Source organism: Faecalicatena faecalis (assembly GCF_012524165.2).
GTDB lineage: Bacteria > Bacillota > Clostridia > Lachnospirales > Lachnospiraceae > Faecalicatena_A > Faecalicatena_A faecalis.
On sequence record NZ_JABACJ020000030.1, the window covers coordinates 22296 to 47436 of the forward strand.

General features: G+C 44.8%; 17 protein-coding genes. 15 read left to right on the forward strand and 2 right to left on the reverse strand.

Annotated elements, in window-relative coordinates; all coding sequences use genetic code 11:
• Window positions 1–56: 56 nt before the first annotated feature.
• The 12 genes from HGO97_RS21025 to HGO97_RS21080 all read left to right on the forward strand — a co-directional run bounded on the left by HGO97_RS21025 (window position 57) and on the right by HGO97_RS21080 (window position 18098).
• On the forward strand, window positions 57–1427 hold the full coding sequence (locus HGO97_RS21025; RefSeq protein WP_174805372.1) for an aminopeptidase: 1371 nt from the start codon (window positions 57–59) through the stop codon (window positions 1425–1427).
• 242 nt (window positions 1428–1669) lie between these two features.
• Window positions 1670–3112, forward strand: a complete 1443-nt coding sequence (locus HGO97_RS21030; RefSeq protein WP_168866408.1) for an aminopeptidase — start codon at window positions 1670–1672, stop codon at window positions 3110–3112.
• A gap of 321 nt (window positions 3113–3433) precedes the next feature.
• Window positions 3434–6064 carry a pyruvate, phosphate dikinase gene (gene ppdK / locus HGO97_RS21035; protein WP_216244966.1) on the forward strand — a complete coding sequence of 877 codons (2631 nt, stop codon included), beginning with the start codon at window positions 3434–3436 and terminating at the stop codon, window positions 6062–6064.
• 439 nt (window positions 6065–6503) lie between these two features.
• Complete coding sequence (locus tag HGO97_RS21040; RefSeq protein ID WP_216244967.1) at window positions 6504–8384, forward strand: thiamine pyrophosphate-dependent enzyme; 1881 nt, start codon at window positions 6504–6506, stop codon at window positions 8382–8384.
• Between the two features lie 49 nt (window positions 8385–8433).
• A complete protein-coding gene (locus HGO97_RS21045) occupies window positions 8434–9540 on the forward strand; it encodes a zinc-dependent alcohol dehydrogenase (protein ID WP_216244968.1) in 1107 nt (368 codons plus the stop codon).
• A gap of 85 nt (window positions 9541–9625) precedes the next feature.
• A complete protein-coding gene (locus HGO97_RS21050) occupies window positions 9626–10507 on the forward strand; it encodes an FAD binding domain-containing protein (RefSeq protein ID WP_216244970.1) in 882 nt (293 codons plus the stop codon).
• Window positions 10508–10554: 47 nt separating this feature from the next.
• Window positions 10555–13413 (forward strand): molybdopterin-dependent oxidoreductase, encoded by a 2859-nt coding sequence (locus HGO97_RS21055; protein WP_216244971.1) that lies wholly within the window; start codon window positions 10555–10557, stop codon window positions 13411–13413.
• Between the two features lie 52 nt (window positions 13414–13465).
• On the forward strand, window positions 13466–14950 hold the full coding sequence (locus tag HGO97_RS21060) for an SLC13 family permease (protein WP_216244972.1): 1485 nt from the start codon (window positions 13466–13468) through the stop codon (window positions 14948–14950).
• A 23-nt stretch (window positions 14951–14973) separates the two neighbouring features.
• Complete coding sequence (locus tag HGO97_RS21065; RefSeq protein ID WP_216244973.1) at window positions 14974–15603, forward strand: RpiB/LacA/LacB family sugar-phosphate isomerase; 630 nt, start codon at window positions 14974–14976, stop codon at window positions 15601–15603.
• Window positions 15604–15615: 12 nt separating this feature from the next.
• The gene (locus tag HGO97_RS21070) at window positions 15616–16374 is read left to right on the forward strand and encodes an IclR family transcriptional regulator (protein WP_216244974.1); all 759 of its coding nucleotides are present in this window, start codon (window positions 15616–15618) and stop codon (window positions 16372–16374) included.
• Window positions 16375–16463: 89 nt separating this feature from the next.
• Window positions 16464–17237: an SDR family oxidoreductase gene (locus tag HGO97_RS21075; RefSeq protein WP_216244975.1), complete on the forward strand. Its 774-nt coding sequence runs from the start codon at window positions 16464–16466 to the stop codon at window positions 17235–17237.
• 153 nt (window positions 17238–17390) lie between these two features.
• Entirely contained in the window at window positions 17391–18098 is a 708-nt protein-coding gene (locus HGO97_RS21080; protein ID WP_216244976.1) for a FadR/GntR family transcriptional regulator, read from the forward strand.
• Window positions 18099–18236: 138 nt separating this feature from the next.
• On the opposite strand, the gene HGO97_RS21085 is transcribed toward HGO97_RS21080, so the two are convergent.
• Complete coding sequence (locus HGO97_RS21085) at window positions 18237–19352, reverse strand: uroporphyrinogen decarboxylase family protein (protein WP_216244977.1); 1116 nt, start codon at window positions 19350–19352, stop codon at window positions 18237–18239.
• Window positions 19353–19430: 78 nt separating this feature from the next.
• The gene (locus HGO97_RS21090; protein WP_216244978.1) at window positions 19431–21500 is read right to left on the reverse strand and encodes an alpha-amylase family protein; all 2070 of its coding nucleotides are present in this window, start codon (window positions 21498–21500) and stop codon (window positions 19431–19433) included.
• 398 nt (window positions 21501–21898) lie between these two features.
• On the opposite strand from HGO97_RS21090, the gene HGO97_RS21095 reads away from it, so the two are divergent.
• From HGO97_RS21095 to HGO97_RS21105, 3 genes are all read left to right on the forward strand, one after another.
• Entirely contained in the window at window positions 21899–23266 is a 1368-nt protein-coding gene (locus HGO97_RS21095; RefSeq protein WP_216244979.1) for an ABC transporter substrate-binding protein, read from the forward strand.
• Between the two features lie 153 nt (window positions 23267–23419).
• Window positions 23420–24298 carry a carbohydrate ABC transporter permease gene (locus HGO97_RS21100; protein ID WP_216244980.1) on the forward strand — a complete coding sequence of 293 codons (879 nt, stop codon included), beginning with the start codon at window positions 23420–23422 and terminating at the stop codon, window positions 24296–24298.
• A complete protein-coding gene (locus HGO97_RS21105) occupies window positions 24298–25140 on the forward strand; it encodes a carbohydrate ABC transporter permease (RefSeq protein ID WP_216244981.1) in 843 nt (280 codons plus the stop codon). The genes HGO97_RS21100 and HGO97_RS21105 overlap by 1 nt, the downstream gene beginning before the upstream one ends.
• Window position 25141 lies beyond the last annotated feature (1 nt).

Below are 25141 nucleotides of genomic sequence, written 5' to 3' on the forward strand. Positions count from 1 at the left end.
AAAGGTTACGTCCCTAACTGATATTAAGCGGAATATAGTAAGAGATGATGGAGGTCATGATGGACAAGAATTTATGGGAAATCTACACAGAAGAACAATTGAAGGAGCTTAAGTCTCTGACAACTGAGTACAAGAGATTCCTTGATGCAGGTAAGACCGAACGGGAATGCGTGACAGAGGTGATTCGCCAGGCAGAGGCGGCAGGTTATAAAAACCTTGCTGATGCAGAAGGACTGAAAACAGGAGATAAAGTATATGCAGCCTGGATGGGAAAATCCATTGCTCTTTTTCACATCGGGGAAGAGCCATTGGAAAAGGGAATGAATATTCTTGGCGCACATGTAGATTCACCAAGAATGGACTTGAAACAGAATCCACTGTATGAGGAGAGTGGTTTTGCTTATTTTGATACCCACTATTACGGCGGCATTAAAAAGTACCAGTGGGTCACGATCCCTTTGGCAATCCATGGTGTCGTAGTCAAAAAGGATGGAACGAAGGTAGAAATCACCATCGGAGAAAAAGAGGACGATCCTGTTTTTGTTGTAACGGACCTGTTGATTCATCTTTCAGGCAAGCAGATGGAGAAGAATGCAGCTACAGTAGTAGAAGGAGAAAATCTGGATATCCTCATTGGCAGCAAGCCGCTCAAAGGGGAGGAAAAAGACGCTGCAGCAGCGCAGATCGTGAAGATCCTTAAGGATACATATGGATTTGAAAAAGAAGACCTGATGTCCGCAGAGCTGGAAATCGTTCCGGCAGGAAAGGCCAGGGATTGTGGAATCGACAGGAGCATGATCATGTCCTATGGTCAGGATGACCGTGTCTGTGCCTATACGTCTTTGGCAGCGATGTTAAAGCAGGAGAAGGTAAAGCGTACTTCCTGCTGTATTCTGGTAGATAAAGAGGAGATAGGCAGTGTGGGAGCGACAGGAATGCAGTCCCGTTTCTTTGAGAATGCAGTGGCAGATCTTCTGGATAAGCTGGATGGCTTCTCAGAATTGAAGCTTCGCCATGCACTGGCAAATTCTACGATGATCTCCTCCGACGTTGGAGCAGCGTACGATCCGATGTATGCGGATGTGTATGATAAGAAATCTTCCTCCTTCTTTGGAAAGGGACTTGTGATCAAGAAGCACACGGGGGCCAGAGGAAAGAGCGGTTCTAATGATGCAAATGCAGAGTATATCGCCAAGTTAAGGAAGGTATTCGATGAGAATGAGGTGGTTTTCCAGATGACCGAGATGGGCAAAATCGATGCAGGAGGAGGCGGCACGATCGCCTTTATTCTGGCACAGTTCGGTATGGAAGTGATCGACGGCGGTGTAGCAGTGTTATGTATGCATGCACCTTGGGAGATCGCAAGCAAGGCAGATATCTATGAGGCTTACCGTGCTTATTGCGCATTTTTGAAGGATATGCAATAATAAAAAATTATGAAATACCCATAGGGCATCCCGTAATCCATGCCCTGCGGGCGGATTTACAGCCGTGCTGTAAAATAAAAGTATACCTGATTGAACGACTCCTGTTCAATCAGGTATATTTTCTTCCAAAATCATCCATAATATCAACGATTGGATTGAGAAATCCATAAGATTGAGTCATCTGTCCATCGGTAGATCGATTAAGCAGATGAAAAGAATTTTCCGAGAAAAGGGGAGATATTATGGAAAGAAAGAATGCATGGAATGCATATAGTCCTGAGGAGAAAAAAAGAGTGGAGGAGATCTGCCGCGCATACTGCCATTTTCTTGACTGCAGCAAGACGGAGCGGGAATGTGCGGCGGCAGCAGTCAGACTTGCCAGGGCCCAGGGCTACCGCAGTCTGGACACGGTAAAGGAGGCGAAGGAATCTCTGAAACCGGGTGATAAGGTGTATGTCTGCCATATGGAGAAGGCTGTGGTTTTGTTCCAGATCGGTTCAGAACCTTTAGAGAAAGGGCTGAATATCCTGGGTGCCCACACGGATTCTCCGCGGCTGGATGTCAAGCAGGTCCCCCTGTATGAAGAGCAAGGGAATGCTTATCTGGATACACATTACTATGGTGGTGTGAAGAAATATCAATGGATGGCACTTCCGCTGGCAATCCATGGAGTCGTTGTACGTAAAGATGGAACGAAGGTGGAGATCAAGATCGGGGAGAAGGAGAAGGACCCTGTCTTTGTCATTACGGACTTGCTGCCCCATTTGGGAAAAGAACAAAATGAGAAGAAGGTAAAGGAATTTATCGATGCAGAAAAGATGGACCTTCTGATTGGAAATCTTCCGGCATCAAAAGGGGAGGAGAACAAGGCACTGGGGAAAAAGCATCTGGAGATCGTAGATATGGAAGCGTCTGCGGAGGAAAATGAGCTGGTGAAACGGTCTATTTTAAAAATTCTCCGGGAGGAATATCACATCAAGGAGGAAGACTTTATCTCTGCGGAACTGGAAATCGTACCGGCAGGAAAAGCGAGAGACTGCGGATTCGACAGAAGTATGATCCTGGCATACGGACAGGATGACAGAAGCTGTGCATTTACTTCCCTGATTGCGCTGCTGGAATTGAAAATGTCAAGACGTACCTCCTGCTGCATTCTGGTGGATAAAGAGGAAATCGGCAGTACCGGAGCGACTGGGATGCGGTCACATTTCTTTGAAAACACACTGGCCGAGGTGATGGAGCTGTGCGGCAGCTATTCGGAACTGGGGCTGCGCAGGGCGCTGGCAAACTCAAAGATGCTCTCGTCTGACGTGAGTGCGGCTTATGACCCTATGTTTGCAGAGTATTACGAAAAGAAAAATTCAGCCTATCTGGCAAATGGACTGGTATTCAACAAATATTCCGGCAGCGGCGGGAAGTCAGGCGGGAATGACGCAAATCCTGAATTTATTGCCGAACTAAGGCGGATCATGGAGAAATACAAAGTTGTTATCCAGACGGCTGAATTGGGAAAGGTAGACAGAGGAGGCGGAGGTACTATTGCCTATTTGATGGCGGATTATGGCATGGAGGTCATTGACTGCGGAATTCCGGTGCTAAGCATGCACGCTCCCTGGGAGGTGTCCAGTAAAGCCGATCTGTATGAGGCCTTAAAGGGATATCTCGCATTCTTAAAGGAAGCATGACAGGAGATTGGCAAAAAGTGATAAAATCAGATATCAGGCGGCGGTAAGAAGTAGTGGGCTTATGTTTGTTGGGACGGGCAGACTTCCGATTATAAGGGAGTTTGCCTAGTTTTTTAGGTTTATGGAGAAGAAAATTGTGAATAATTCCAAATAGAAAAACGGCACTTGTCAGAAACGGGTATTTTAGACAAAAAATGCCCCGAAAGATTGGTCAAAATTACGTACAAAATGCTTGACGAGCCTAAATAAAACCATTAAAATATTATATGCGACTTAGTGCAACATTATTTGTAAAAAATATTTTTAGGAGGTCATTAAGACATGGCAAAATGGGTTTATATGTTTACAGAAGGTAACGCGACCATGAGAAACCTGCTTGGTGGTAAAGGTGCTAACCTTGCTGAGATGACAAACTTGGGTCTTCCAGTACCGCAGGGATTCACGATTACAACAGAAGCTTGTACGCAGTACTATGAAGATGGCAGAAAGATCAATGATGAAATCATGGATCAGATCATGGATGCTATCACAAAGATGGAAGAAGTTACTGGAAAGAAATTTGGCGATAAAGAGAATCCGCTTCTTGTTTCCGTTCGTTCAGGAGCAAGAGCTTCCATGCCAGGTATGATGGATACAATCCTGAACCTTGGTTTAAATGAAGAAGTAGTTGAAGTTCTGGCAGCTAAATCAGGCAATCCACGCTGGGCTTGGGACTGCTACAGAAGATTCATCCAGATGTACTCTGACGTAGTTATGGAAGTTGGTAAGAAGTACTTCGAAGAGCTCATCGACAAGATGAAAGAAGAAAAAGGTGTTACACAGGACGTTGAACTGACTGCAGAAGACTTACATGTACTGGCTGAGCAGTTCAAGGCTGAATACAAAGAGAAGATCGGTGAAGACTTCCCAGTTGATCCGAAGGAACAGTTAATGGGAGCTATCAAGGCTGTATTCCGTTCATGGGACAACCCGAGAGCTAACGTATACCGTCGTGACAACGACATCCCTTACTCATGGGGAACAGCTGTTAACGTACAGATGATGGCATTCGGTAACATGGGTGAGACATCCGGTACAGGTGTTGCATTTACACGTGACCCAGCTACAGGAGAGAAGAAGCTCATGGGAGAATTCCTGATGAATGCTCAGGGAGAAGACGTTGTTGCTGGTGTTCGTACACCACAGAAGATTTCTCAGTTACATGAAGTAATGCCGGAAGTTTATGATCAGTTCGTAGAGATCTGCAATAAACTGGAAGATCACTACAGAGATATGCAGGACATGGAGTTCACGATCGAAGACAGAAAGCTGTACATGCTTCAGACACGTAACGGTAAGAGAACAGCTCAGGCTGCTTTAAAGATCGCTTGTGACTTAGTTGACGAAGGAATGATCACAGAAGAAAAAGCTGTTGCAATGATCGATCCTAGAAACTTAGATACACTGCTTCACCCACAGTTCGATGCTGCTGCATTAAAGGCTGCTGAGCCAGTTGCAAAAGCACTTGGCGCATCACCAGGAGCTGCATGTGGTAAGATCGTCTTCACAGCTGACGATGCAAAAGAGTGGGCTGCAAGAGGAGAGAAAGTCGTACTTGTACGTCTTGAGACATCTCCAGAAGATATCGAAGGTATGAAGGCTGCTCAGGGTATCCTGACAGTACGTGGTGGTATGACATCTCACGCTGCCGTTGTTGCACGTGGAATGGGTACATGCTGTGTATCTGGATGTGGCGACATCGCTATGGACGAAGCTAACAAGAAATTTACACTTGCTGGAAAAGAATATCACGAAGGAGATGCAATCTCCCTGGATGGTTCTACAGGTAACATCTATGATGGTCTGATCCCGACAGTTGATGCAACAATCGCTGGTGAGTTCGGAAGAATCATGGGATGGGCTGACAAGTACAGAACAATGAAGGTTCGTACAAATGCAGATACTCCTGCAGATGCTAAGAAGGCTCGTGAACTTGGAGCAGAAGGTATCGGACTTTGCCGTACAGAGCATATGTTCTTCGAAGGCGACAGAATCGATGCATTCCGTGAGATGATCTGTTCTGATACAGTAGAAGAAAGAGAAGCAGCACTTGAGAAGATTCTTCCAGTACAGCAGGGAGACTTCGAGGGACTGTTCGAAGCACTGGAAGGAAATCCGGTAACCATCCGTTTCTTAGACCCACCGCTTCATGAGTTCGTTCCTACAGAGGAAGAGGACATTAAGAAACTGGCTGACGCTCAGGGCAAGACAGTAGAAGAGATCAAGACTATCATCGATTCTCTGCATGAGTTCAACCCAATGATGGGACACCGTGGATGCCGTCTGGCAGTGACATACCCAGAGATTGCTAAGATGCAGACAAAGGCTGTTATCCGTGCAGCAATCAACGTACAGAAAGCACACGCTGACTGGAATGTATGCCCAGAGATCATGATTCCATTGGTTGGAGATATCAAAGAGTTAAAATATGTGAAGAAGGTTGTTGTTGAGACCGCTGACGCTGAGATCGCAGCAGCAGGAAGCGACTTAAAGTATGAAGTTGGTACAATGATCGAGATCCCAAGAGCTGCTCTTACAGCTGACGAGATCGCAAAAGAAGCTGACTTCTTCTGCTTCGGAACAAACGACCTGACACAGATGACATACGGATTCTCCCGTGACGATGCTGGTAAGTTCTTAGATGCATACTATGACGCTAAGATCTTCGAGAATGACCCATTTGCAAAACTGGATCAGACAGGTGTCGGCAAATTAATGGAAATGTCCATTAAGTTAGGAAAACCGGTTAATCCGAACCTTCACATCGGAATCTGTGGAGAGCACGGTGGAGATCCAAGTTCTGTAGAATTCTGCAACACACTTGGACTGGATTATGTATCCTGCTCACCATTCCGTGTACCGATCGCAAGACTGGCTGCTGCTCAGGCTGCAATCGCTAAGAAGAATGCATAATTAGATTTTATATACGAAAAGGACTGTCGAAAGGCAGTCCTTTTTTGGTGTTTTGTTAACTTCCGTGCGGGCATCCGACGCCTTCAAAAGTCTGCTCATCTTGTAAAGCTGCTATAAAAAGCTCTTTTTTCTTTCTAATTTTTTCCTATGATTATAAAAAACTTATATGGTCCTATATGGGTAAATATGCATAAAAAAACACTTTTACATTTGTACAAAACGTCAAAAATAGACAAGGTTGCATAATGCGCAATAGGCCTTTGGATTCTGTTTTGTATCAGGATTTCACTATGCTATAATCAAACTCAAGAAAGAAACAAATTTTGATTTGATGAAATGGATAAGCGAGGTGAAAGCGTACGAAATAAAACGAATGTTTGTGAAAAGTAAAATATGAATACAGAAGTAGAAAAAATCAAACGTATATTGAGGAATAATTATGAGTGAAATGATTGAACAGAGAAGAAAACGTGCCAGGGAGATCAAAGCCTATGGCACAGTTCGAAAGGCTGTAGAAGCAGGCAGCTTAGAACAATTTCAAGACATTAGTCTGAGTGAAGCGGTTGTGTTAGGTTTCATAAATCAGGGGGTAAAGACCTTTATTGGGATTTTCGGCCATGGAATGACGGATGTCGGCGAAGTTTTACGTATCTATGAGGAAGAGAAAGCTGTGAAAACGGTAAATGTCCGAAATGAAGTGGAGGCTTCCCACGCGGCATCGATGCTCAAATGGAAATATGGTGAGACAGCAGCAGTATTTACTTCGATTGGACCAGGAGCGTTACAGGCCGCCGCAGGATCTTTAGTTCCGTTGGCCAATGGACTTGGGATCTATTACCTGATGGGAGATGAGACCAGTCACAGCGAAGGTCCTAATATGCAACAGATTCCAAGAAGAGAACAGGAGCTGTTCCTGAGATTTCTATCAACACTTGGACCAGCATATTCGTTGCATACTCCAGAGGCCGTATTTACAGCCTTGAAGAGGGGGGACGCAGCAGTGAATGGAAAGGCAAAGCATTCTCCATTTTATATGCTGCTTCCGATGAACATTCAGCCTAAAGTCATGGAAAACTGCAATCTGCTTGAGTTCCCTGAAAAATCAGTGGAATCGAAGGTCATAAGTACAGATGAAAAGCTTTTTAATTCTGCGGTGGAAGCAATCTGCGATGCATCCAGAATCACAGTTAAGGTTGGAGGCGGAGCCGCCCATGTTCCAGCAGAGGTATTCGATGAATTTTTGGAGCTTACAGATGCTGTATATGTTCATGGCCCACAGGTACCGGGCTTATATCCATATTCCAGAGAACGCAATATGAGTGTCGGCGGCTCCAAAGGCTCTATCTGCGGAAACTATGCGATGAACGAATGTGATCTGGCAATTGTCATTGGAGCGAGAGGCGTCTGTCAATGGGACAGCTCTGGAACTGCCTACCGAAAGGCTAAGAGGATGGTAAATATTAACTGTGAATATGAAGACCTGGCACAGTATAATAATTCTGTACGCATCCAGGGAGATGCCGAGGAAGTACTCTTAAAATTGATCGGTATGTTAAAAAATGTGAAAGATAAGACTTCTGATCCTGCATGGTTAAAAGAGTGCACAAATAAGAAAATGGAGTGGGAGGCCTATAAGCAGTTACGATATGACCATCCTGTTCTTCTGGATGAAAAACGTGGAAGAGCAATTCTTACAGAGCCGGCTGCAATCAAGAAAGCCGTGGATTTTGCTGATCGTAATGACTGCATTAAAATATTTGATGCGGGGGATGTCCAGGCAAACGGCTTCCAGATCGTAACAGATGAAAGACCAGGCCAGACAATCAGCGATACAGGTTCCTCCTATATGGGATTTGCCGTATCCTCCATGCTGGCATTTGCGCTGGAAGGCGGGAAAGATTATCCGATGGCCTTCACAGGTGACGGAAGCTTTATGATGAATCCACAGATTTTGATCGATGCAGTCGAGCACGGATTGAGAGGGATGATCGTTCTGTTCGACAACCGTCGCATGGGTGCGATCACAAGTCTGCAGCATTCACAATATGAGGTAGAGTACAAAACAGACGATACGGTCGCAGTAGATTATGTACAGATGGCAGAAGCGGTAGAGGGCGTGAAGGGATTCTACGGAGGCGAGACGTTAGAAGAGCTTGAACAGGCACTTGAACAGGCATACGAGTATGGCGGTCTGTCCCTGGTACATATTCCGGTACATTACGGAAAAGAGGAACTCTCCGGTCTTGGTTCTTTTGGAGACTGGAATGTCGGTAATTGGTGCGAAAGAGTACAGAAACTCAAACATACTATTGGATTTTAAGCGTTAAAAATACAAGGAAAAGAAAGATATTTGAAGGAGGATATATACTATGAATTACGAAGTTCCAGAAAAGATGAAGGCATGGGTTCTCGGGAATCCGGGAGAACTTACATTGGAGGAGAAACCGGTCCCGCAGCCTAAAAAGTCAGAGGTGCTTGTCCGAATTGATGCAGTAGCGATCTGTGCAACGGACTTGGAAATCATCGAAAACGGACCACCGGCCATGATTCAGGGCGGCCTGCCTTTCAACAAGGGATTTACACCTGGCCACGAATACATGGGTACAGTCGTGAAGCTGGGACCTGGTGTCGACGAATATAAAATCGGTGACAGAGTTGCAGTAGAGATCCATGCAGGATGTTCCAGTTGTGAGCGCTGCCGTGAGGGAATGTACACCTCATGTCTGAACTACGGCAAGAACTATGAAGGCAACGACAAAGGACACAGAGCGAATGGATTCACAACAGACGGAGGCTTCGCAGAGTATGCGATCAACAACGTAAACACCTTGTGTCATGTTGGGGATAACGTTACGGATGAGGAGGCAACACTGATCGTAACAGCCGGAACTGCAATGTATGGTCTGGATACACTTGGTGGTATCATCGCAGGTCAATCCGTAGTCGTAACTGGTCCTGGACCGATCGGTCTGATGGCGGTCGCAGTCGCTAAATCTTTAGGCGCTAACCCTGTTATTCTGACTGGTACAAGAGATAATAGACTGGAGCTTGGCAAGAAACTTGGTGCAGATTATACCGTAAATGTCAGAAAAGAGAATGCAGTCGATGCAGTGAAGAAAATTACAAATGGAGAGGGCGTGCATTATGTGATGGAATGCTCTGGAGCTCCGAATGCTGTCAATGAAGCTGCTAATATGGTGAAAAGAGGTGGCAGGATCTGCCTGGCAGCCTTCCCGTCCAAACCTGTTGAGGTTGATGTTGCTGCCCTGGTACGGAATAATATTTCTCTCTTTGGTATCAGAGGGGAAGGACGAAGCGCTGTACATAGAGCCGCCTCACTGATCAGTGAAAAACGGTTTGATGCATCCTTGATCCATACTCATACATTTGGGTTCACAGAGCTGCTTACAGCGCTGAAATATTCAAAAGAAAGAATTGATGACGCGATTAAAGTTGTTGTGAAGATTCCTGAATAGGAAAGCCTGTTAAAACCGCATCAAGAAGGAGCAAAGCGGATTTCAATATCCGCTTTGACTTGGTGCTTACTAGGAGAGTAATTGTATGCTTCAATATAAAAAATATTATATGCCCAAATCAAAGGAAGAGCTTTTTGAACTCATGGAAAACAATGAGCATTCTTACGATCTTATTTCAGGAGGAACAGATCTTTATGCAGAGGAAAGGACTCCATTCTATGATATCGAGGTCGTGATCGATATCAGTGGTATCGAAGAATTCTCAACATTTGAACTGAAAAAGGATTCTATAATCATTGGGGCAAATACCAGAATCCAACAGTTTTTGGAAAAACCGGAATTCATTGATAATGTACCTATTCTGAGGCATGCTGCCTGTTATTTTGCTGATCAGCAGATACGGGAAATCGCAACGATCGGGGGGAATCTGGCAAATGCTTCTCCCTGCGGAGATATGATTCCGCCCCTGCTTACATTGGATGCAGTAATTCATACCGCAATGAAAAATAAGGACGGTGTATCAATGAGGGAGATTCCGGCTGTTGAATTCGTGAAAGGAGTAGGAAAGACTTCTTTGCTGGAAGGAGAGGTGATTCAATCCGTTTCCTGTCCGATACAAAAGGATTATGGTTGTGCATTTAAGAAAGTAGGACTTAGACGTTCTTTGTGTATTTCGGCAGTGAACTCTGCCTTTTTAGTAAAAGCTGATAAAACGAAACAGTATTTTGAAGATGTTAGAATTGCGTTTGGAGGAATCGCCCCGGTTCCTACAAGATTAAAGGAGATTGAGGAGAGATTAAAGGGAAGACCTATTTCAAAAGAGGTGATTCAGAAAGTGGCCGATTATATTCCAGAGGACATTGTACGCTCCAGAAGCAGAAGAGAATATAGGAGGACTGTTGTCAGAAACTTTTTAATGGCGGGGCTTTATGAATCGCTTGCAGAAATAAATATTGTACTGAGGTAACCAAACGACACAGAAATGAGAAAAGAAGCTTAAAGAAGTGAGAGATTATGGATTTAGAACTTGAAAAGATTGAACTGATAGTAAACGGAAAAAAGGTTTGTAAGTATGTTCCACCGGCTATGCGGCTTGCAGATTTTTTAAGAGAAGAGCTTCATTTAATTGGAACAAAAAAAGGCTGTAATGCTGGAGAATGCGGGACATGCTCTGTCCTGATCAACGGCGTGCTAAAGAAAAGTTGTATGATTCCAGTCAAGAAAGTCAATCACTGTGAAATTCTAACGATAGAAGGTATCGGAAAGGATGGGCTGGACATCATTCAAAGGTGCTTTATGAAGGTCGGCGCTGTCCAATGCGGTTATTGTACTCCTGGTATGATCATGGCTGCAACAGCGATTCTAAAAAAGAACAGACATCCCGATCAAGTAGAAATAAGAAAAGGCCTCGGTGGAAATATCTGCAGATGCACGGGCTACGCGAAGATCATAGAGGCGATAGAATTGGCCCGGGATATCTTGAACCATGAGAAAAGCGCAGATTGTTTAGAGGCAGTTACACCGGAAACAAATAAGATCATCGGTTCTCGTATCGAGAGAGTCGATGCCAGAGGGAAGGTCATGGGTGCACTGGAATATGCGGCTGATATGACGATGCCCAGGATGCTTAATGTCCACCTGGTCAGAAGCCGGGAGGTTCATGCCCAGATTCAAAAGATTGATTATGAGAAGGCATTGGAGATGCCTGGTGTCGAAGCTGTGATTACCAGCGAGGATGTTCCTGGTATAGATGGGTTCGGCGTCTACTATCATGATCAGCCTGTCTTGGCAAAGGAAAAAATCCGTTTTTATGGAGAGCCGGTCGCAGCGATTGTTGCCGAGACTTTGGAGGAGGCACAAGAGGCAGAAAAATGCATCGAGATCACCTACAAAAAGCTTCCAATCGTTTCCAATATTGCGGAAGCAATTGACTGCAAATCTATCGTCCACGAGGATTATCCAGATAATGTGGTCTCTACAACATCTGTGATAAAGGGGGATGTTGAAAGCGGCTTTCACAGCAGTGATGTCATTATCGAACAGGAATATTCCACACAAAGTGTGGATCATGCCTACCTTGAGACAGAGGCCGGACTTGCATACTGTGATCCAGATGGTGTATTGGTCGTCAAATCTTGTGATCAGGATATCACACATCACCGTATGCTTTTAGCCAAAATCCTGGGTATGCCGATCAATAAGATCAGGGTCATCATGACTCCTGTGGGTGGAGGCTTTGGCGGCAAGGAGGATATGATTTATCAGGGAATCCTGGCAATCGCTGCGTTGAAGACAAAACGTCCCGTAAAGCTGGTATTTTCCAGACAAGATTCTATGATAGGAAGCAGTAAACGTCATCCAGTTCTGATCCGGCATAAGATCGGTCTTAGTAAAGACGGCCGGATACGGGCGATCGAAGTGAATATAAAATCAGATGGCGGGGCCTATTGCTTCTCTACAAAAGGTACTGTCGCGAAGTCTGCGATCTTAGGAGCAGGTCCATATGAGATAGAGAATGTCAAGATGGTTTCAACCGGGTATTATACAAATAATACACCATCCGGGGCAATGCGGACCTTTGGAATCCTGCAGCCCACTTTTGCAATTGAATCCACTATGGATATCTGTTCCAAGCGGTTAGGAATCGATCCCATCGAACTCCGCCTCATAAATGGGGTAAAGGATGGGGCAGTCACGCATACTCAGCAAGTACTGGGGAGCGTGAGCTATTGTGAGACGCTAAAGGAATGTGCCAAACTTGCCTCCTGGGAGCCGGGTCCTTCTAATGTAAGAGGACAGGTGAGAAAAGATGTAAAGGGCAGCCAAATCGCACAGCCTTATATTCCAGGCTATGAATTCAAGTCACCGGCCGCTCTTGAGCTCTGTCAAGCAAGATTCAAATATGGACGCGGTGTAGGAAGCGGATGGTATGGAATAGGGCGCTGCGCTACCGTTGATAAAGCAGGCGCATTCGTGGAAATCGATGACGGCGGCACGGCAATGATATTGACCGGAGTCACCGAGATCGGAGAAGGGATTCTGACTGTTCTAACACAGATCGCAGCGGATGAGCTTGGGATGTATCCACAGGATATTACGATTGGTGATAATGATACGGCCAGAGCACCGGAAGCTGCTCATGCAGGTGCGAGCAGACAATCCTATATGATCGGCAATGCAGTATTAAATGCCTGCCGGGATGTAAAAGAAAAATTTATCCGGGAAATTGCGGCCTACTGGAATGTGGATTCTTCCTCGATCTGTATGAAGGACAGGAGAATTTTTGTACAGGGACATTCGAATTATGACCTTTCGCTGAAGGAAGCAGTGGATATTTGTAAAAAAGTAAGAGGGTATGTTCCTTTGGGCTCGGGGACTTATACTGCCCATCATGAGGCACTGGACCCAGTAAACGGAAAGGGAAATCCCTGGCAGGCATATGTATTTGGAAGCCAGATCGCAGAGGTCGCTGTCGATACATATACAGGAGAGGTGCATGTTCTTGGTATCTGGGCTTCCCATGACGTCGGGAGAGCAATCAATCCACAGGGAATTGAAGGGCAGATCGAGGGCGGCGCCGTACAGAGCTTGGGTCAGGCCATCATGGAAAATTTTGAGCTTTCAGAGGGAGTGCCGATCAATCGGAACTTTGCAAAATATATCCTGCCTACGAGTGTGGATGTTCCAAAGGTCTATACCAATCTGGTGGAAGACAGGGATCCATTCAGTCCGCTTGGTGCAAAAGGAATCGGTGAACCGGCTCCTCTGCCGACAACACCGGCAATTGTGAATGCGATTTATGATGCCGTAGGAGTACGCATTACTTCGCTTCCGGCAACTCCAGAAAAGATTTTGAACGAGATGGCAAAATAGCACGTTTTGTATCTCGTCACCCATAATACATTGTAAATGGAGAAAATTGATTATGAATAGTACAAATAACGTATCTGGTAAACCTAGCGGTTTATCAGTAAATGCAAAAAGATGGATCTATATATGTATCAGCGTTGTTGTGTTGATACTCATTAAGAATATCAGTTTCCCGGCATCCATTGTGACGATAAAAGATGCAACTCTGACCGCAGAAGGACAGAAGGCACTGGCCGTGCTTATCTTTGCTCTCCTGCTTTGGATCACAGAGGCGATCCCGTTCCATTTTACCGGTCTGCTTGCGATGGCTCTGCTGGCCTTGCTGGGTGTAGATTCCTTTGGGAATATTGTTAAAGTCGGTTTCGGTAACATTAATGTAGTCTTTTTTATTGGTGTATTTATCCTCAGTGCATTCATCAATAAATCAGGACTTGGAAAACGACTGGTCAACATATGTCTGTCCATTACCGGAAATAGTACCAAATATATTATATTAGGTTTTCTGGTCGTAGGTGTGGTGTTGTCCATGTGGATTTCCAATATGGCTGTTGCTGCGATGCTTATGCCGCTGGCAAAATCTCTTTTGGATGAAGAAGGAGTAAAGCCGCTGGAAAGCAATTTTGGAAAAGCACTTTTGATCTCTGTTGCATGGGGCAGCTTGATCGGCGGCTTCGGGACTCCGGCAGGAAATGGTCCCAATCCGTTAGCGATTGGTTTTATGAAGGATATGGCAGGGATTGATGTTTCCTTTTTAGACTGGATGAAATATGGAATTCCGATTTCCCTGGTACATATTCCAATCGCATGGGGACTGCTTTTACTGGCATTTAAGCCCGAAATGAAGTATCTTAAAAAGACAAATGAAGAAATCAAGAAAGAGTTCAAAAATCAGCCGAAGCTCTCACGTGATGAGATCGTAACCTTGATTATTTTTATTGCAACGGTTGCATTATGGGTGTTCTCTTCTCCAATTTCCAAATTATTGGGAATTGACCTTCCGATCGCGCTGCCGGTTATGCTGACTACGATGCTGTTCTTCTTCCCGGGAGTCAGTCAGACAAAATACAAAGCAATCGAAAAAGAAATGTCCTGGAGCAGCATAATCTTAGTGCTTTCAGGTGTATCGATCGGTATGGTGCTTTATCAGACAGGAGTAGCGAACTGGATCGCACTTGGTCTGTTGGGAAATGTAGGTGGATTAAGTCCAATTTTAATGATTTTCGTGGTTGTATTGAGCGTTTCATTGATGAATATTACGCTTTCAAGTGCTACGGTATCTGCGAGTATTGTAATTCCGATCATTATAGAGCTTTCTATGAATCTGGGAATTCCAACACTGGGAATTGCGTTCCCGGCAGCGTTAGCATCTTCCTTGGCGTTTATTTTGATCACATCAACTCCAACAAACGTAATCGCCTATTCAGCCGGTTATTTTTCAATCAAGGATTTTGCTAAGGCAGGAGTCCTGATGTCGATCGTTTCTTGCGTGATCGTAGCCGTAGTGATGTATGGCGTAGGATTACTGACAGGATTGTATTAATCTACGAATGGAGGAATATAAGTATGAAGATCGCAGTGATCAATGAAGTAAGTGCTTCTAACAAAAATGCAGATATTGTAAATGCATTACATAAGACCACAGATGCAAAGGTGCTGAATGTTGGAATGAAAGGCCCGGAACAGGTCCCATCTCTGACTTACATCCATACCAGTTATATGGCGGCAATTCTATTAAATACCGGCTGCTGTGACTTTGTGGTCGGTGGATGCGGTACCGGACAGGGATTTATGAATGGAGTACTCAATTTCCCGAAAGTCGTATGCGGCCTTATCGTAGAACCGCTGGATGCTTGGCTCTTCTCCCAGATCAACGGAGGGAATTGTGTATCCCTGCCGCTGAATAAAGGGTATGGATGGGCTGGCAATATTGAGTTAGAATATATCTTTGAAAAGCTGTTTGCAGATCCCAAAGGAGCAGGATATCCGAAGGAAAGAGCAGAAAGCCAGGCACAGAGCCGAGAGATATTAGCGGAAATTTCTAAAATTACGCACAAGGATCTTATCGATATCTTGAAAGCATCTGATCCGGGTATTTTAAAAGCAATTGCCGGGAGTGAAGACTTCATGGAGGCTTTGAAGGACGGCAAAGAAAGTGCAAAGGCAGTCTTTGAATTGCTTGAGAAAATGAAATAGGAGAGGTGTTATATGGTACAGTCATTGGCAAGAGGAATCGAGATTTTATCAATTATTCATGAAAGAGGAAGTGCGACAATTGTGGAGGTGGCCGCCGTCCTTGGCGTGGACAAAAGTACGGTTTCCCGGCTGATGGCAACTCTGATGAAATATGATATGGTCAGTGTTGATCCGGTCAGCAAAAAATATCGGCTGGGATTCAGGCTTTTATACTTAAGTGAAGGAGTCAAAAAGAACTTTAATGTTGCAATAGCAGCACGGCCATATCTATACAAAATTTGTGATGAAACAAAAGAAAGTGTTCATCTGGCTGCGATGGGAAACCGTAAAATGTATATTGTTGACCAGGTTCGGAGTCAGAGGGAGTATAATCTCTCGGCCCAGATCGGGATGATCGAGGCCTGGCACTGTTCCGCTGTGGGGAAATGTGTTCTGGCCTATAAGCCTCTGTCCTTTATTGAGGATATCTTCCGCGATTACCAGTTTGAACATTATACGTCAAACACAATCACAAATTATGCAGATTTAGAAAAAGAGTTAAAAAAGATCAGAGAGCAGGGATACGCCCTGGATGATGAGGAGCGTACTTTGGGAGTAAGATGCTTAGCGGTTCCGGTTTTTAACTACAATGGGAATGTTAGCTGTTGTGTTGGAATTTCGGCACCAAAGGAGCAGATTACGCCGGCAACGATTAAGAAATACACGTTGTGCATGAAAAAGTATGGCAGTCAGATCAGTAAAGAATTAGGTTACGGTCTGTATAGAAGCTAGGGAATCTTGATAGAAAAGAAGATATAGAAACATACGGACGAAGTAGAAATCGGCACTTTGAGCTGCCGGTACCACGAGAGGAAGTTTTTATGAGTGATTTTATACAGCAGTTTAGTTTAAAAGGAAAGAAAGCAATTGTTACAGGCGGTGCTAAGGGACTGTGCAATGGCATGGCACAGGCGCTGCATGACGCCGGAGCTGAGGTGGTTCTGTTAGACATTTTGGATATGGTGGATGAGTCTGCTAAGAGAATGGCAGAAAATGGGCCGATGGTGCATGCAGTACGGGGGGATCTGTCCAAGACGGAAGGGCTTAAGGAGCTCTATCAAAAATGTCTGGAAAAACTGGGAGGAAGGGTGGATATCCTTCTGAACGGTGCGGGGATACAGTTCCGGGCGCCGGCAGTGGAGTTCCCGCATGACCGTTGGGAGAAGATTGTAGCGATTAACATGAATGCCGTATTCTATTTGTCACAGTTAGCTGGTAAAACCATGCTGGAACAAAAATACGGCAAGATCATCAATATTGCCTCTATGACTTCATTTTTTGCCAGCGTATTGATTCCGGCGTACAGTGCCAGTAAAGCTGGAGTAGCACAGATCACGAAGGCGCTGTCAAACGAATGGGCCAGCCAGGGCGTGAATGTAAATGCAATCGCACCAGGATACATGGCTACGGAGCTGACCGCAAATATGAAGGAAGTAAATCCGAAGCAGTATGATGAGATCACCAGCAGGATTCCGATGGGACGCTGGGGGAAGATGGAGGATCTGCAGGGATTAACGGTCTTCTTAGCATCAGATGCATCGGCTTATATTTCCGGTGCAGTGATTCCGGTCGATGGCGGTTTCATGGGAAAATAAGAAAATGCTTAGAAACGATAGGAGAATAGGTGTATCATTAGAAATAGTGATACACTTATTTTTTTCGCTTTTATAGGCTATTGAACGTACTTGACGTACCTTCGGAATCCCGATATAATAAAAGAAAATATGGTCAGACCGGTAAGGAGCATTATGGAATACAGTAGAGAAACAGAAGGAAAATCATTGTTATATTCCAAACTGTCAGATAGAATATACCAATACATCAAAGAAGAAGATTTAAAACCCGGGGACAGGCTTCCCGGAGAGAGGAAGCTGGCAGCGGAATGGAAGGTCAGCCGTCCCACCCTCAGGGAGGCGATCCGGGAGTTAGAGAATCAGGGAGTCGTCCGTGTGGAAGTGGGAAAGGGGACTTTTGTTACAGATTATGTGGAAGGAAGGCAGATGAGCATTCATCTTGCATTGAAGAACTTTCTGGAGCTTTTTGAGATCAAGACAGTCCTGGAGCGGTACTGTCTGGAGAATGCGATTCCGAAGATTTCAGAGTCTAAGCTTAAAGAACTGGAGGATCTGGCGGTTCAGATGGATGCCATAGCAGCAAGAGGTGTGATGCCCAAGGAGATGGATCATCAGTTTCACCGCAGTGTGATCGAAAGCTATGGAAATCAGGAGATGACCAACATGGTCTGTAATATGATCGAGATGTATGAGACCTTTGATAAAGAGCTCTATGGATATTTTGAGGAGACAGGCTTCGATTATTTTCCAATCCTGCTCAGTACATTTCCTTATCATCTTGAGATGGTACGCTGCATGAAAGAGCGGAATGTGGAGAAAGCGCTCGAGATGTTCGATAAGATCGTTGCACTTGACCTGGAGATTTATGGAAGGATTGAATAGTGTGCTGTTTTTTATCTGTTAGCTAATGGATAAGAGATATGTGGATAGCAGAACTGCTGTACAGCATGCCCAAAGGGGGCGCTGTACAGCAGTTTCTTTCTGATGTAAGCCTGCAGATATTCTGCTGGAGATACACACTTAATCTAAGATTTTTTTCACCTGTTCACAGTAGTATTGTACATTTTCCCACTTTGCATCATCGGGAATCCGGTGATCCGGGCAGGGAATATAGCCGTAGAGCTGTGCAAGAGGCTTTAAACGTTTGATTTCTTCATCGATAGCGGCGTAATCCTGAGCGAGAAGATGTTTGCGCATGCCGCCGACTCCTTTTATGGCTTTTCCATATCTTTCACGCCATGGTGCAATACTGGCATCCCAGGTGCCAACTTCAATCGGAAACATGGTGTTGACTCCATTTTCCAACCAGATCGGTAGAAGGGCATCCACCTTTCCATCGCAATCTACGCTGATCGTGTCAATTCCATATGAATGCAGGAGCGTGGTGATCTTCTTGTAATAGGCGGCCGTATATTCCTCGAACATGGCAGGGGAGAGAAGAGGACCATTTTTGTAACAGACATCCTCCCAAAAGTGTGCATAGTCAAAGCTCACGCCAGTATCAAGCGTTCTCTGAACGGACTTTAGGCACAGATCTCCGATGGTGCAGAACATTTCTTCAAGCAGTTCCTCATCATCTACGACCATATAACTAAGGCCTACGATTCCAAGATAATCCCGGAGACGTCCGCAGAGGCTGCCGCAGTGCAGACCGATCGGATTTCCTTTTGCCTGTTCCGCTTTCAGACGGTCCAGCTCTGCTTGAGAAAATCGTTCCTCTTGATAGGTCAGCCTTGGCAGGTAATATTTTTCCCAGGAAGCCCGGTCCTCTAACAGGTGGCCGACTTCAGCGGGAATCGACTTTGCATCCTTCCTTTGAAGGATATAGACGCCGTCACAGTTGATATATTTATCAAAACCATCGTCTAAATGTTCTACGAATTTTTCCTCGAAAAAGGGGAAAAGCTCTGTTGTTGTTACACGTGCCGCGTGCCATCCAAAGTCAAAGCCAAGCTTTTGGGAAAGAAGGTCCTCGGCCTCATAGGCGTAGTCCTCAAAATCCAGAATATCTTTGCTGATATGTCCTTCCTGGACCCATCTTTCAATGACTTCCGGGGTGAATCCAAAATGTACAGCAGGCATACGGTCTGGTTTCTGGTAATTCATAATCGCATGTAATCGTTCGCGGTTATTCATAATAATTTCCTCGTCTTTCTGTATAGAAGAAGTCAGACCAGCCGGAACATCGGCTTACCGACTGGTCTGAAGAATCATTTATTTTTTGCAAACTATGATCTGCTGGAGTGTGAAGTCCGGCAGTGCTACGGTGGTTCTGCCATCGATACTGTCCATCTTCAATGTAGCAGGTTCTGGATAGACAATTTTTGCCTGTTCAACAGGCACTTTGAATTCTAGGGTGCCGCCGCTTACCGGGCAGACATCTCCGTGGAAACGCTTGGGCATCATAGAAATCTGGTGGATGATGTAGCTGTCCTTGGTCGCAAAATATGCCGTACGGATGATGTCAGGAATGTCTGTCAGGTTTTGTACAGTTGGAACAATGCCTGCAAGCTCAAGGAGATCTGCGAATAATTCATTCGGATATTGGAAGCTTTCCTGGGAAGCCATCGTGAAGAAATCGAAGGCCATATAATAGGTGCTTCCGTTTCCTTCTCTGCGGCAGATGAGTGCCGGATAACCGGAATCTGCTCCCGGCGGCGGGCTCCACCAGTTGACCCAATGTTCCGAATCACATGCAACGCATGGAAGAATCAGGTTCAAAAGAGTCTCACTGTCATCTGTTGCGGTGGTTTCAATAAAGTGTTCGCTGACAGGAGGTGTTGTGCAGGATAATAATCCTGTGAACTTAGGACTGCCAGTTGGTTTTAAGTAAGCGGACCAGCGGTTCTGTTGATATTCAGTATGGATGGTACTTTCTTTTGTTCCCATCAGGCCGGCAATCGTGGATACTTCTCGTTTCTTAGAGTCAGCATCCCATAGACCGCTCTGCCCGGAACTGATGATGGTTCCCCCATTGGCGGTATATTCCGTCAGCAGGTCTGCGATATCCTGCTCGATGACAAATACTTCTGGCAGAAGAATGACATCGAATTCCTTTAGAAGGTCCTTGTTCAGTGTGCGTTCCGGCAGTACCATATAAGGCACTTTGGCGTGTTCACAGAGCTGCATAGCTCCCAGAACGGCATTTTGGTGAGGATTATGCCGTTTGGCCCGAAGGATGGCATCAGGTTCCAGGGAAGAAATATTAATTGCTATGGACAGATCACTCTGGATGATACCCGCACATTTTACCGGAGTACGGTCGACCAGATAAGGCTCCATCTTCTTGATCTCTGTATAGGCTGCCCCGAGTCTTTTCGCTTCCTCAAAATCCAATGTGCCGTCTATATGCTGGGAACCACTGTACATGCCCACACGGCATCCCTGTGCGGCGATGGAGGAAAGGTCACAGATGTATTCAGAAACAGCACTGTAATTATAGACCTGTGAAGCCTCTCCCGGTGCAAGAATCGGGTATTGTCCCACTGCAGTATCACGGGCATAGGCAGAGGAGAACCAATTATCCTTAAGGAGCGGCTCTGAAAACTGGTAGTCCAGCATATCACGGATCTCCTTCGGATAATGACAGGAGAAATTAATGGTCACAGCGAGGGTCGGATCAATGGCCTTGACACGCTGTTTTAATTCTGCCAGGAACTCCTTTGCATTGTGATTTAAAAATTCAATGATATCCGTCTTGTGTGCCAGGACATCCTCTAAGTCTTCAGGAAGAGGATAGTGATAAATGGATTCGAATTTTTTACGGCAGTGCTCACAGTAACATAAAGATGCACCAAAAATGTCCAGGAACAGTGCGTCTGGTGCATAGTTCTGAACAATCTCCTCCAACTGTTTAAGGCAATATTCCCGGTAACCGGTCTGATAGCAGCAGAGGCTCCATTTTGCAAATTCGTCATCACGTATCCGTCCGGTGCCATCTGGTCTGGTGACTCTCCATTCAGGAAATCTTCTTGCAGCCCCTTCATCATATTCGATACAATAGTAAGCTACAAATTCTATCTCCTTTTCTTTCAGTCGATTGCTCACCTCTTTGATCCAGTCTCTTTTGACCCCCTCATGCATCTGTGCTCCGGGAACCTGGCTCGGGTAATAAGTAACCCCCCAATGGTCTTTGCAGTACACCATAAGGGAATCAATGCCTGCAGTTTCGAAAAAGGCATCGTATTCGTCAATATTAAGATTATTTAATAAGACATCCGGGGGTTGGGGGGAGTGATGATCGATTAAGTAGCATCGCCTGGTGGCAGTGTATTTTTTACTCATCTTAAATTCAGCAATATGTATGTAGTTCGTTTATATTGCCTGACTCCTTTCTAGTTGTAATGAATCAATTCATCGCATAAGTGTAATGGAAATGGAGGCAGAAAAGGGGAAAGTATTAAGGTAAGAATATAAAAAATGTGATGACTTGTCAAGTACAATCAAAAAGTTAATTGATGAAAAATAACCAAAAAAGAAAAGCAAAAATTAGATAAAAAGTATAAAAATAACAAAAATATTGACAGTTAGCATATGAGATGTTAGTATAAATGCATAAGTGGTCAGACCGGAAATACCTCACGAAAGTGGCGGGGAAAAACCAGTTAAGGGAGAAAAGTATATGTTACGAATTCATTCAGGTCATCTGGTATTGTGAACTGAAAAGAAAAAGGAGGATGTTTATGAAAAAAAGGATTTTGGCAGCATTGATGGCAGCTACTATGGTAGCCGGATTGTTGGCTGGATGCGGATCGTCCAGTAAGGATTCATCTAAAGATTCCAAAAAAGGCGACGGCAAGGCAACACTTCGTTTTATTGATGTAAGCCCCAGCCCGGAACGTCAGAAGTATTATGAGAATGTATTTGCAAAGTTCGAGGACGAGACTGGAGTTGCAGTAAAGTATGAGAGCGTTCCGTGGGATGACGCGGCAGACAAGCTGACCGTACTTGGCTCATCAGGACAACTGCCGGATGTTATCACCACACATCCATTGTGGCTCGGACAGTTTACAGAAGCAGACTGGGTGCTCCCGATCGATGACTATGTGGAAAAGAACGGCGATCAGTTCGTGGATGCAGTGCAGAAGATCAACTGGGCACAGGAAAAAGAGAGATACGGCCATGTATATTCTGTACCGGATGGATTCATGGTAAAAGGCATCTTCTATAGAAAAGACTGGGTAAAAGAAATCGGATATGAGATTCCTACTGGAAAAGACTGGACATACGATGCATACTTCGATCTGATCAAGGCTTTGACAGATAAGGATAAAAAGCGTTATGGCAACTCCTTCCGCGGAGCAAGAGGTGCATTTGATCCATTGCTTGCATACCTGCAGTCCTTCACAGGCGGTTATGTATATGACGAGGAAGGCAACTTCATTCTGAATACACCAGAATGTGTAGAAGCAGTAGAGAAGTGGTGTGAGATCTACAAAGACGGATATGTACCAGAGGATTCCGTGAACTGGGGATTCGTGGAGATGGTCGACAACTTTACAGGCGGCCTGACAGGAACAATTTCCAATGACTCAGAAGTAGCGAAGGCATGTGAAGAGAAGATGGACCCGGAGACATGGGGCGTGCTTCCAATGCCTGTATCAACAGTTGACGGAAAGATGATGAATACAGCAGGAAGCCCATATTCATATACGATCGCCAAGAGCTCTGAGTATCCAGACGAGGCTCTTCAACTGATTGATTTCCTTGTAAGAGCTGACAACAACATCGAATACTGCAAGATGGGCGGTCTGATTCCAATCAAGAAAGACGTTGGAGATGATGAGACATATGGAGAAGACGGGCCTTACGGAGTATTCTTAGATGAATTAAATGACCCTAACTTTACAGTTCCGCCGATGTATGGTCCTTTCAACTACACGGACCTTCATCAGGATATGTTCCACACAGAACTGCAGAAGTATCTGCTGGGACAGCAGTCAGCAGAAGACGTACTGAATCATATTGGGGACGAACTTACGACCCGTATGAAACAGTATTTAGCTGACAACGAAGGTTCTACCATCGAAACACCTAAGACAATGCAGTAAAATGGGACAATAAGCTTTAGTGGAATAGGGTAATAAAAAGGGGGTTAATGTGAAAGTAAGAAGAACATTAACCCCCTTTATGTTTTATCCGAATAAGATACAAAGCTTCTCATGTGTACCTGCTAAGAAAAAATAAAGGAGACTGATACCTACATGAAAAAGAAAATGGAACCCTGGCTGTTTTTGCTTCCTGTTCTGGTGATTTTGTTATTACTGTTCGGCTATCCGCTGATCAACAGTTTTATCATGGCATTTCAGAATTATAAGCTGACAGCACCGAATGATATTCATTTTAATGGTCTTGACAACTTTGCGAAGCTGGTAGGCGATCCGGACGGACTGATGATTTTGAAGAACTCCTTCGTTTACGTCATCGTTTCCGTGCTTGGACAGTTCCTGCTTGGAATGACTCTGGCTGTAGCATTGAAAAAGCAGTTCAAAGGAAGAGGAATCTATCAGTCCATCGTATTCCTTCCCTGGGCTTTTTCAGGATTTGTAGTCGGTCTGATCTTCCGTTGGTCCTTTAACGGAGAATATGGAGTGGTAAATAATCTGCTTGAGAAATTCGGATTGATCGACAAGAACATTGCTTGGCTTGGAACACCTGGATTTTCACTGGCCGTTGTCATTATTGCTATGATCTGGATGGGAATCCCGTTCTTTGCAATCATGATACTCGCTGCATTGCAGTCGATTCCGACAGATGTCTATGAGGCAGCAGATGTAGACGGCTGTGGTACGATCAGACAGTTTTTCCAGATTACCCTTCCTTACATAAAGCCGACGTTGATCACAACGGTACTTTTGAGGACGATCTGGATCTTCAATTCCCTGGACCTTGTCGTCATTATTACGGACGGCGGTCCTGCAAATACGTCGCAGACACTTCCTGCATATATGTATTCCAAGGCATTTGGATCTTATGACTTTGGATTTGCAGCAGCACTTGGTGTGATTTTGATGGTAATCCTGGGAATTTATGCAATGGCATTCCTAAAGCTTACCAAATATGATAAGGCAGGTGATTTTTAATGAGCAGAAAAGCGAAAAATGCAATCGGGACAACAATCCGGGTGATTGTTTTAGTATTCTTCTTTTTACTGGTCGTGCTGCCAATTTATTGGATTGTCATTACCTCATTTAAGACCAGCGGTGAGATTCTGGATGTAAATAACCTGACGTTCTTTCCGAAGACATTTACCTGGCAGAACTATACAGATCTGTTTGAACAGTTTAATTACGGGGTGCTGCTGAAAAACAGCCTTTTGGTATCCATTGCTTCTGCATTGGTTGTGACTGTATTCTCCATGCTGGGCGGATATTCGCTGGCACGTTATAAGTTCAATGGGAAACAGGCGGTAGTGCTCTTTTTCCTGATTACGCAGATGATTCCTGGTATCCTGGTCATCATCCCATTGTACATTATTTTCTCAAAGATGGGTCTGATCAATACACATATCGGGCTGTTCATCTATTATGTGACGGTGAACCTGCCGTTCTGTGTCATCACGATGCGCAGTTTCTTTGAAAGAATTCCGATTACGCTGGAAGAGGCTGCAAGAGTGGATGGCTGTACCAAGATGCAGTCCTTATTCAAAATCGTATTTCCGATTATGTTCCCTGGAATCGTATCTGTATTCGTATTCGGTTTTATCGGAGCATGGAACGAATTGATAGCAGGATCTATCTTCATCAGCACGCCGGAAATGTGGACGATTCCGGTTGGATTAAAGACGCTGATCGGAAAATACAACGTAGAATGGGGACTTCTGATGGCCGGCGGTGTTATGGCACTTCTGCCTACAGCGTTGATGTTCGCGGCTATGCAGAAATTTATTGTAGAAGGGATGACAGCAGGTGCTGTGAAGGAGTAAA

Bases quoted from the DNA above. Each gene is read 5' to 3' on its own strand.
- ppdK (WP_216244966.1), top strand. From the start codon at position 3,434: ATGGCAAAATGGGTTTATATGTTTACAGAAGGTAACGCGACCATGAGA.
- HGO97_RS21050 (WP_216244970.1), top strand. From the start codon at position 9,626: ATGCTTCAATATAAAAAATATTATATGCCCAAATCAAAGGAAGAGCTT.
- HGO97_RS21060 (WP_216244972.1), top strand. From the start codon at position 13,466: ATGAATAGTACAAATAACGTATCTGGTAAACCTAGCGGTTTATCAGTA.
- HGO97_RS21105 (WP_216244981.1), top strand. From the start codon at position 24,298: ATGAGCAGAAAAGCGAAAAATGCAATCGGGACAACAATCCGGGTGATT.
- HGO97_RS21070 (WP_216244974.1), top strand. From the start codon at position 15,616: ATGGTACAGTCATTGGCAAGAGGAATCGAGATTTTATCAATTATTCAT.
- HGO97_RS21045 (WP_216244968.1), top strand. From the start codon at position 8,434: ATGAATTACGAAGTTCCAGAAAAGATGAAGGCATGGGTTCTCGGGAAT.
- HGO97_RS21025 (WP_174805372.1), top strand. From the start codon at position 57: ATGATGGACAAGAATTTATGGGAAATCTACACAGAAGAACAATTGAAG.
- HGO97_RS21065 (WP_216244973.1), top strand. From the start codon at position 14,974: ATGAAGATCGCAGTGATCAATGAAGTAAGTGCTTCTAACAAAAATGCA.
- HGO97_RS21100 (WP_216244980.1), top strand. From the start codon at position 23,420: ATGAAAAAGAAAATGGAACCCTGGCTGTTTTTGCTTCCTGTTCTGGTG.
- HGO97_RS21095 (WP_216244979.1), top strand. From the start codon at position 21,899: ATGAAAAAAAGGATTTTGGCAGCATTGATGGCAGCTACTATGGTAGCC.
- HGO97_RS21040 (WP_216244967.1), top strand. From the start codon at position 6,504: ATGAGTGAAATGATTGAACAGAGAAGAAAACGTGCCAGGGAGATCAAA.
- HGO97_RS21075 (WP_216244975.1), top strand. From the start codon at position 16,464: ATGAGTGATTTTATACAGCAGTTTAGTTTAAAAGGAAAGAAAGCAATT.
- HGO97_RS21090 (WP_216244978.1), bottom strand. From the start codon at position 21,500: ATGAGTAAAAAATACACTGCCACCAGGCGATGCTACTTAATCGATCAT.
- HGO97_RS21030 (WP_168866408.1), top strand. From the start codon at position 1,670: ATGGAAAGAAAGAATGCATGGAATGCATATAGTCCTGAGGAGAAAAAA.
- HGO97_RS21085 (WP_216244977.1), bottom strand. From the start codon at position 19,352: ATGAATAACCGCGAACGATTACATGCGATTATGAATTACCAGAAACCA.
- HGO97_RS21055 (WP_216244971.1), top strand. From the start codon at position 10,555: ATGGATTTAGAACTTGAAAAGATTGAACTGATAGTAAACGGAAAAAAG.
- HGO97_RS21080 (WP_216244976.1), top strand. From the start codon at position 17,391: ATGGAATACAGTAGAGAAACAGAAGGAAAATCATTGTTATATTCCAAA.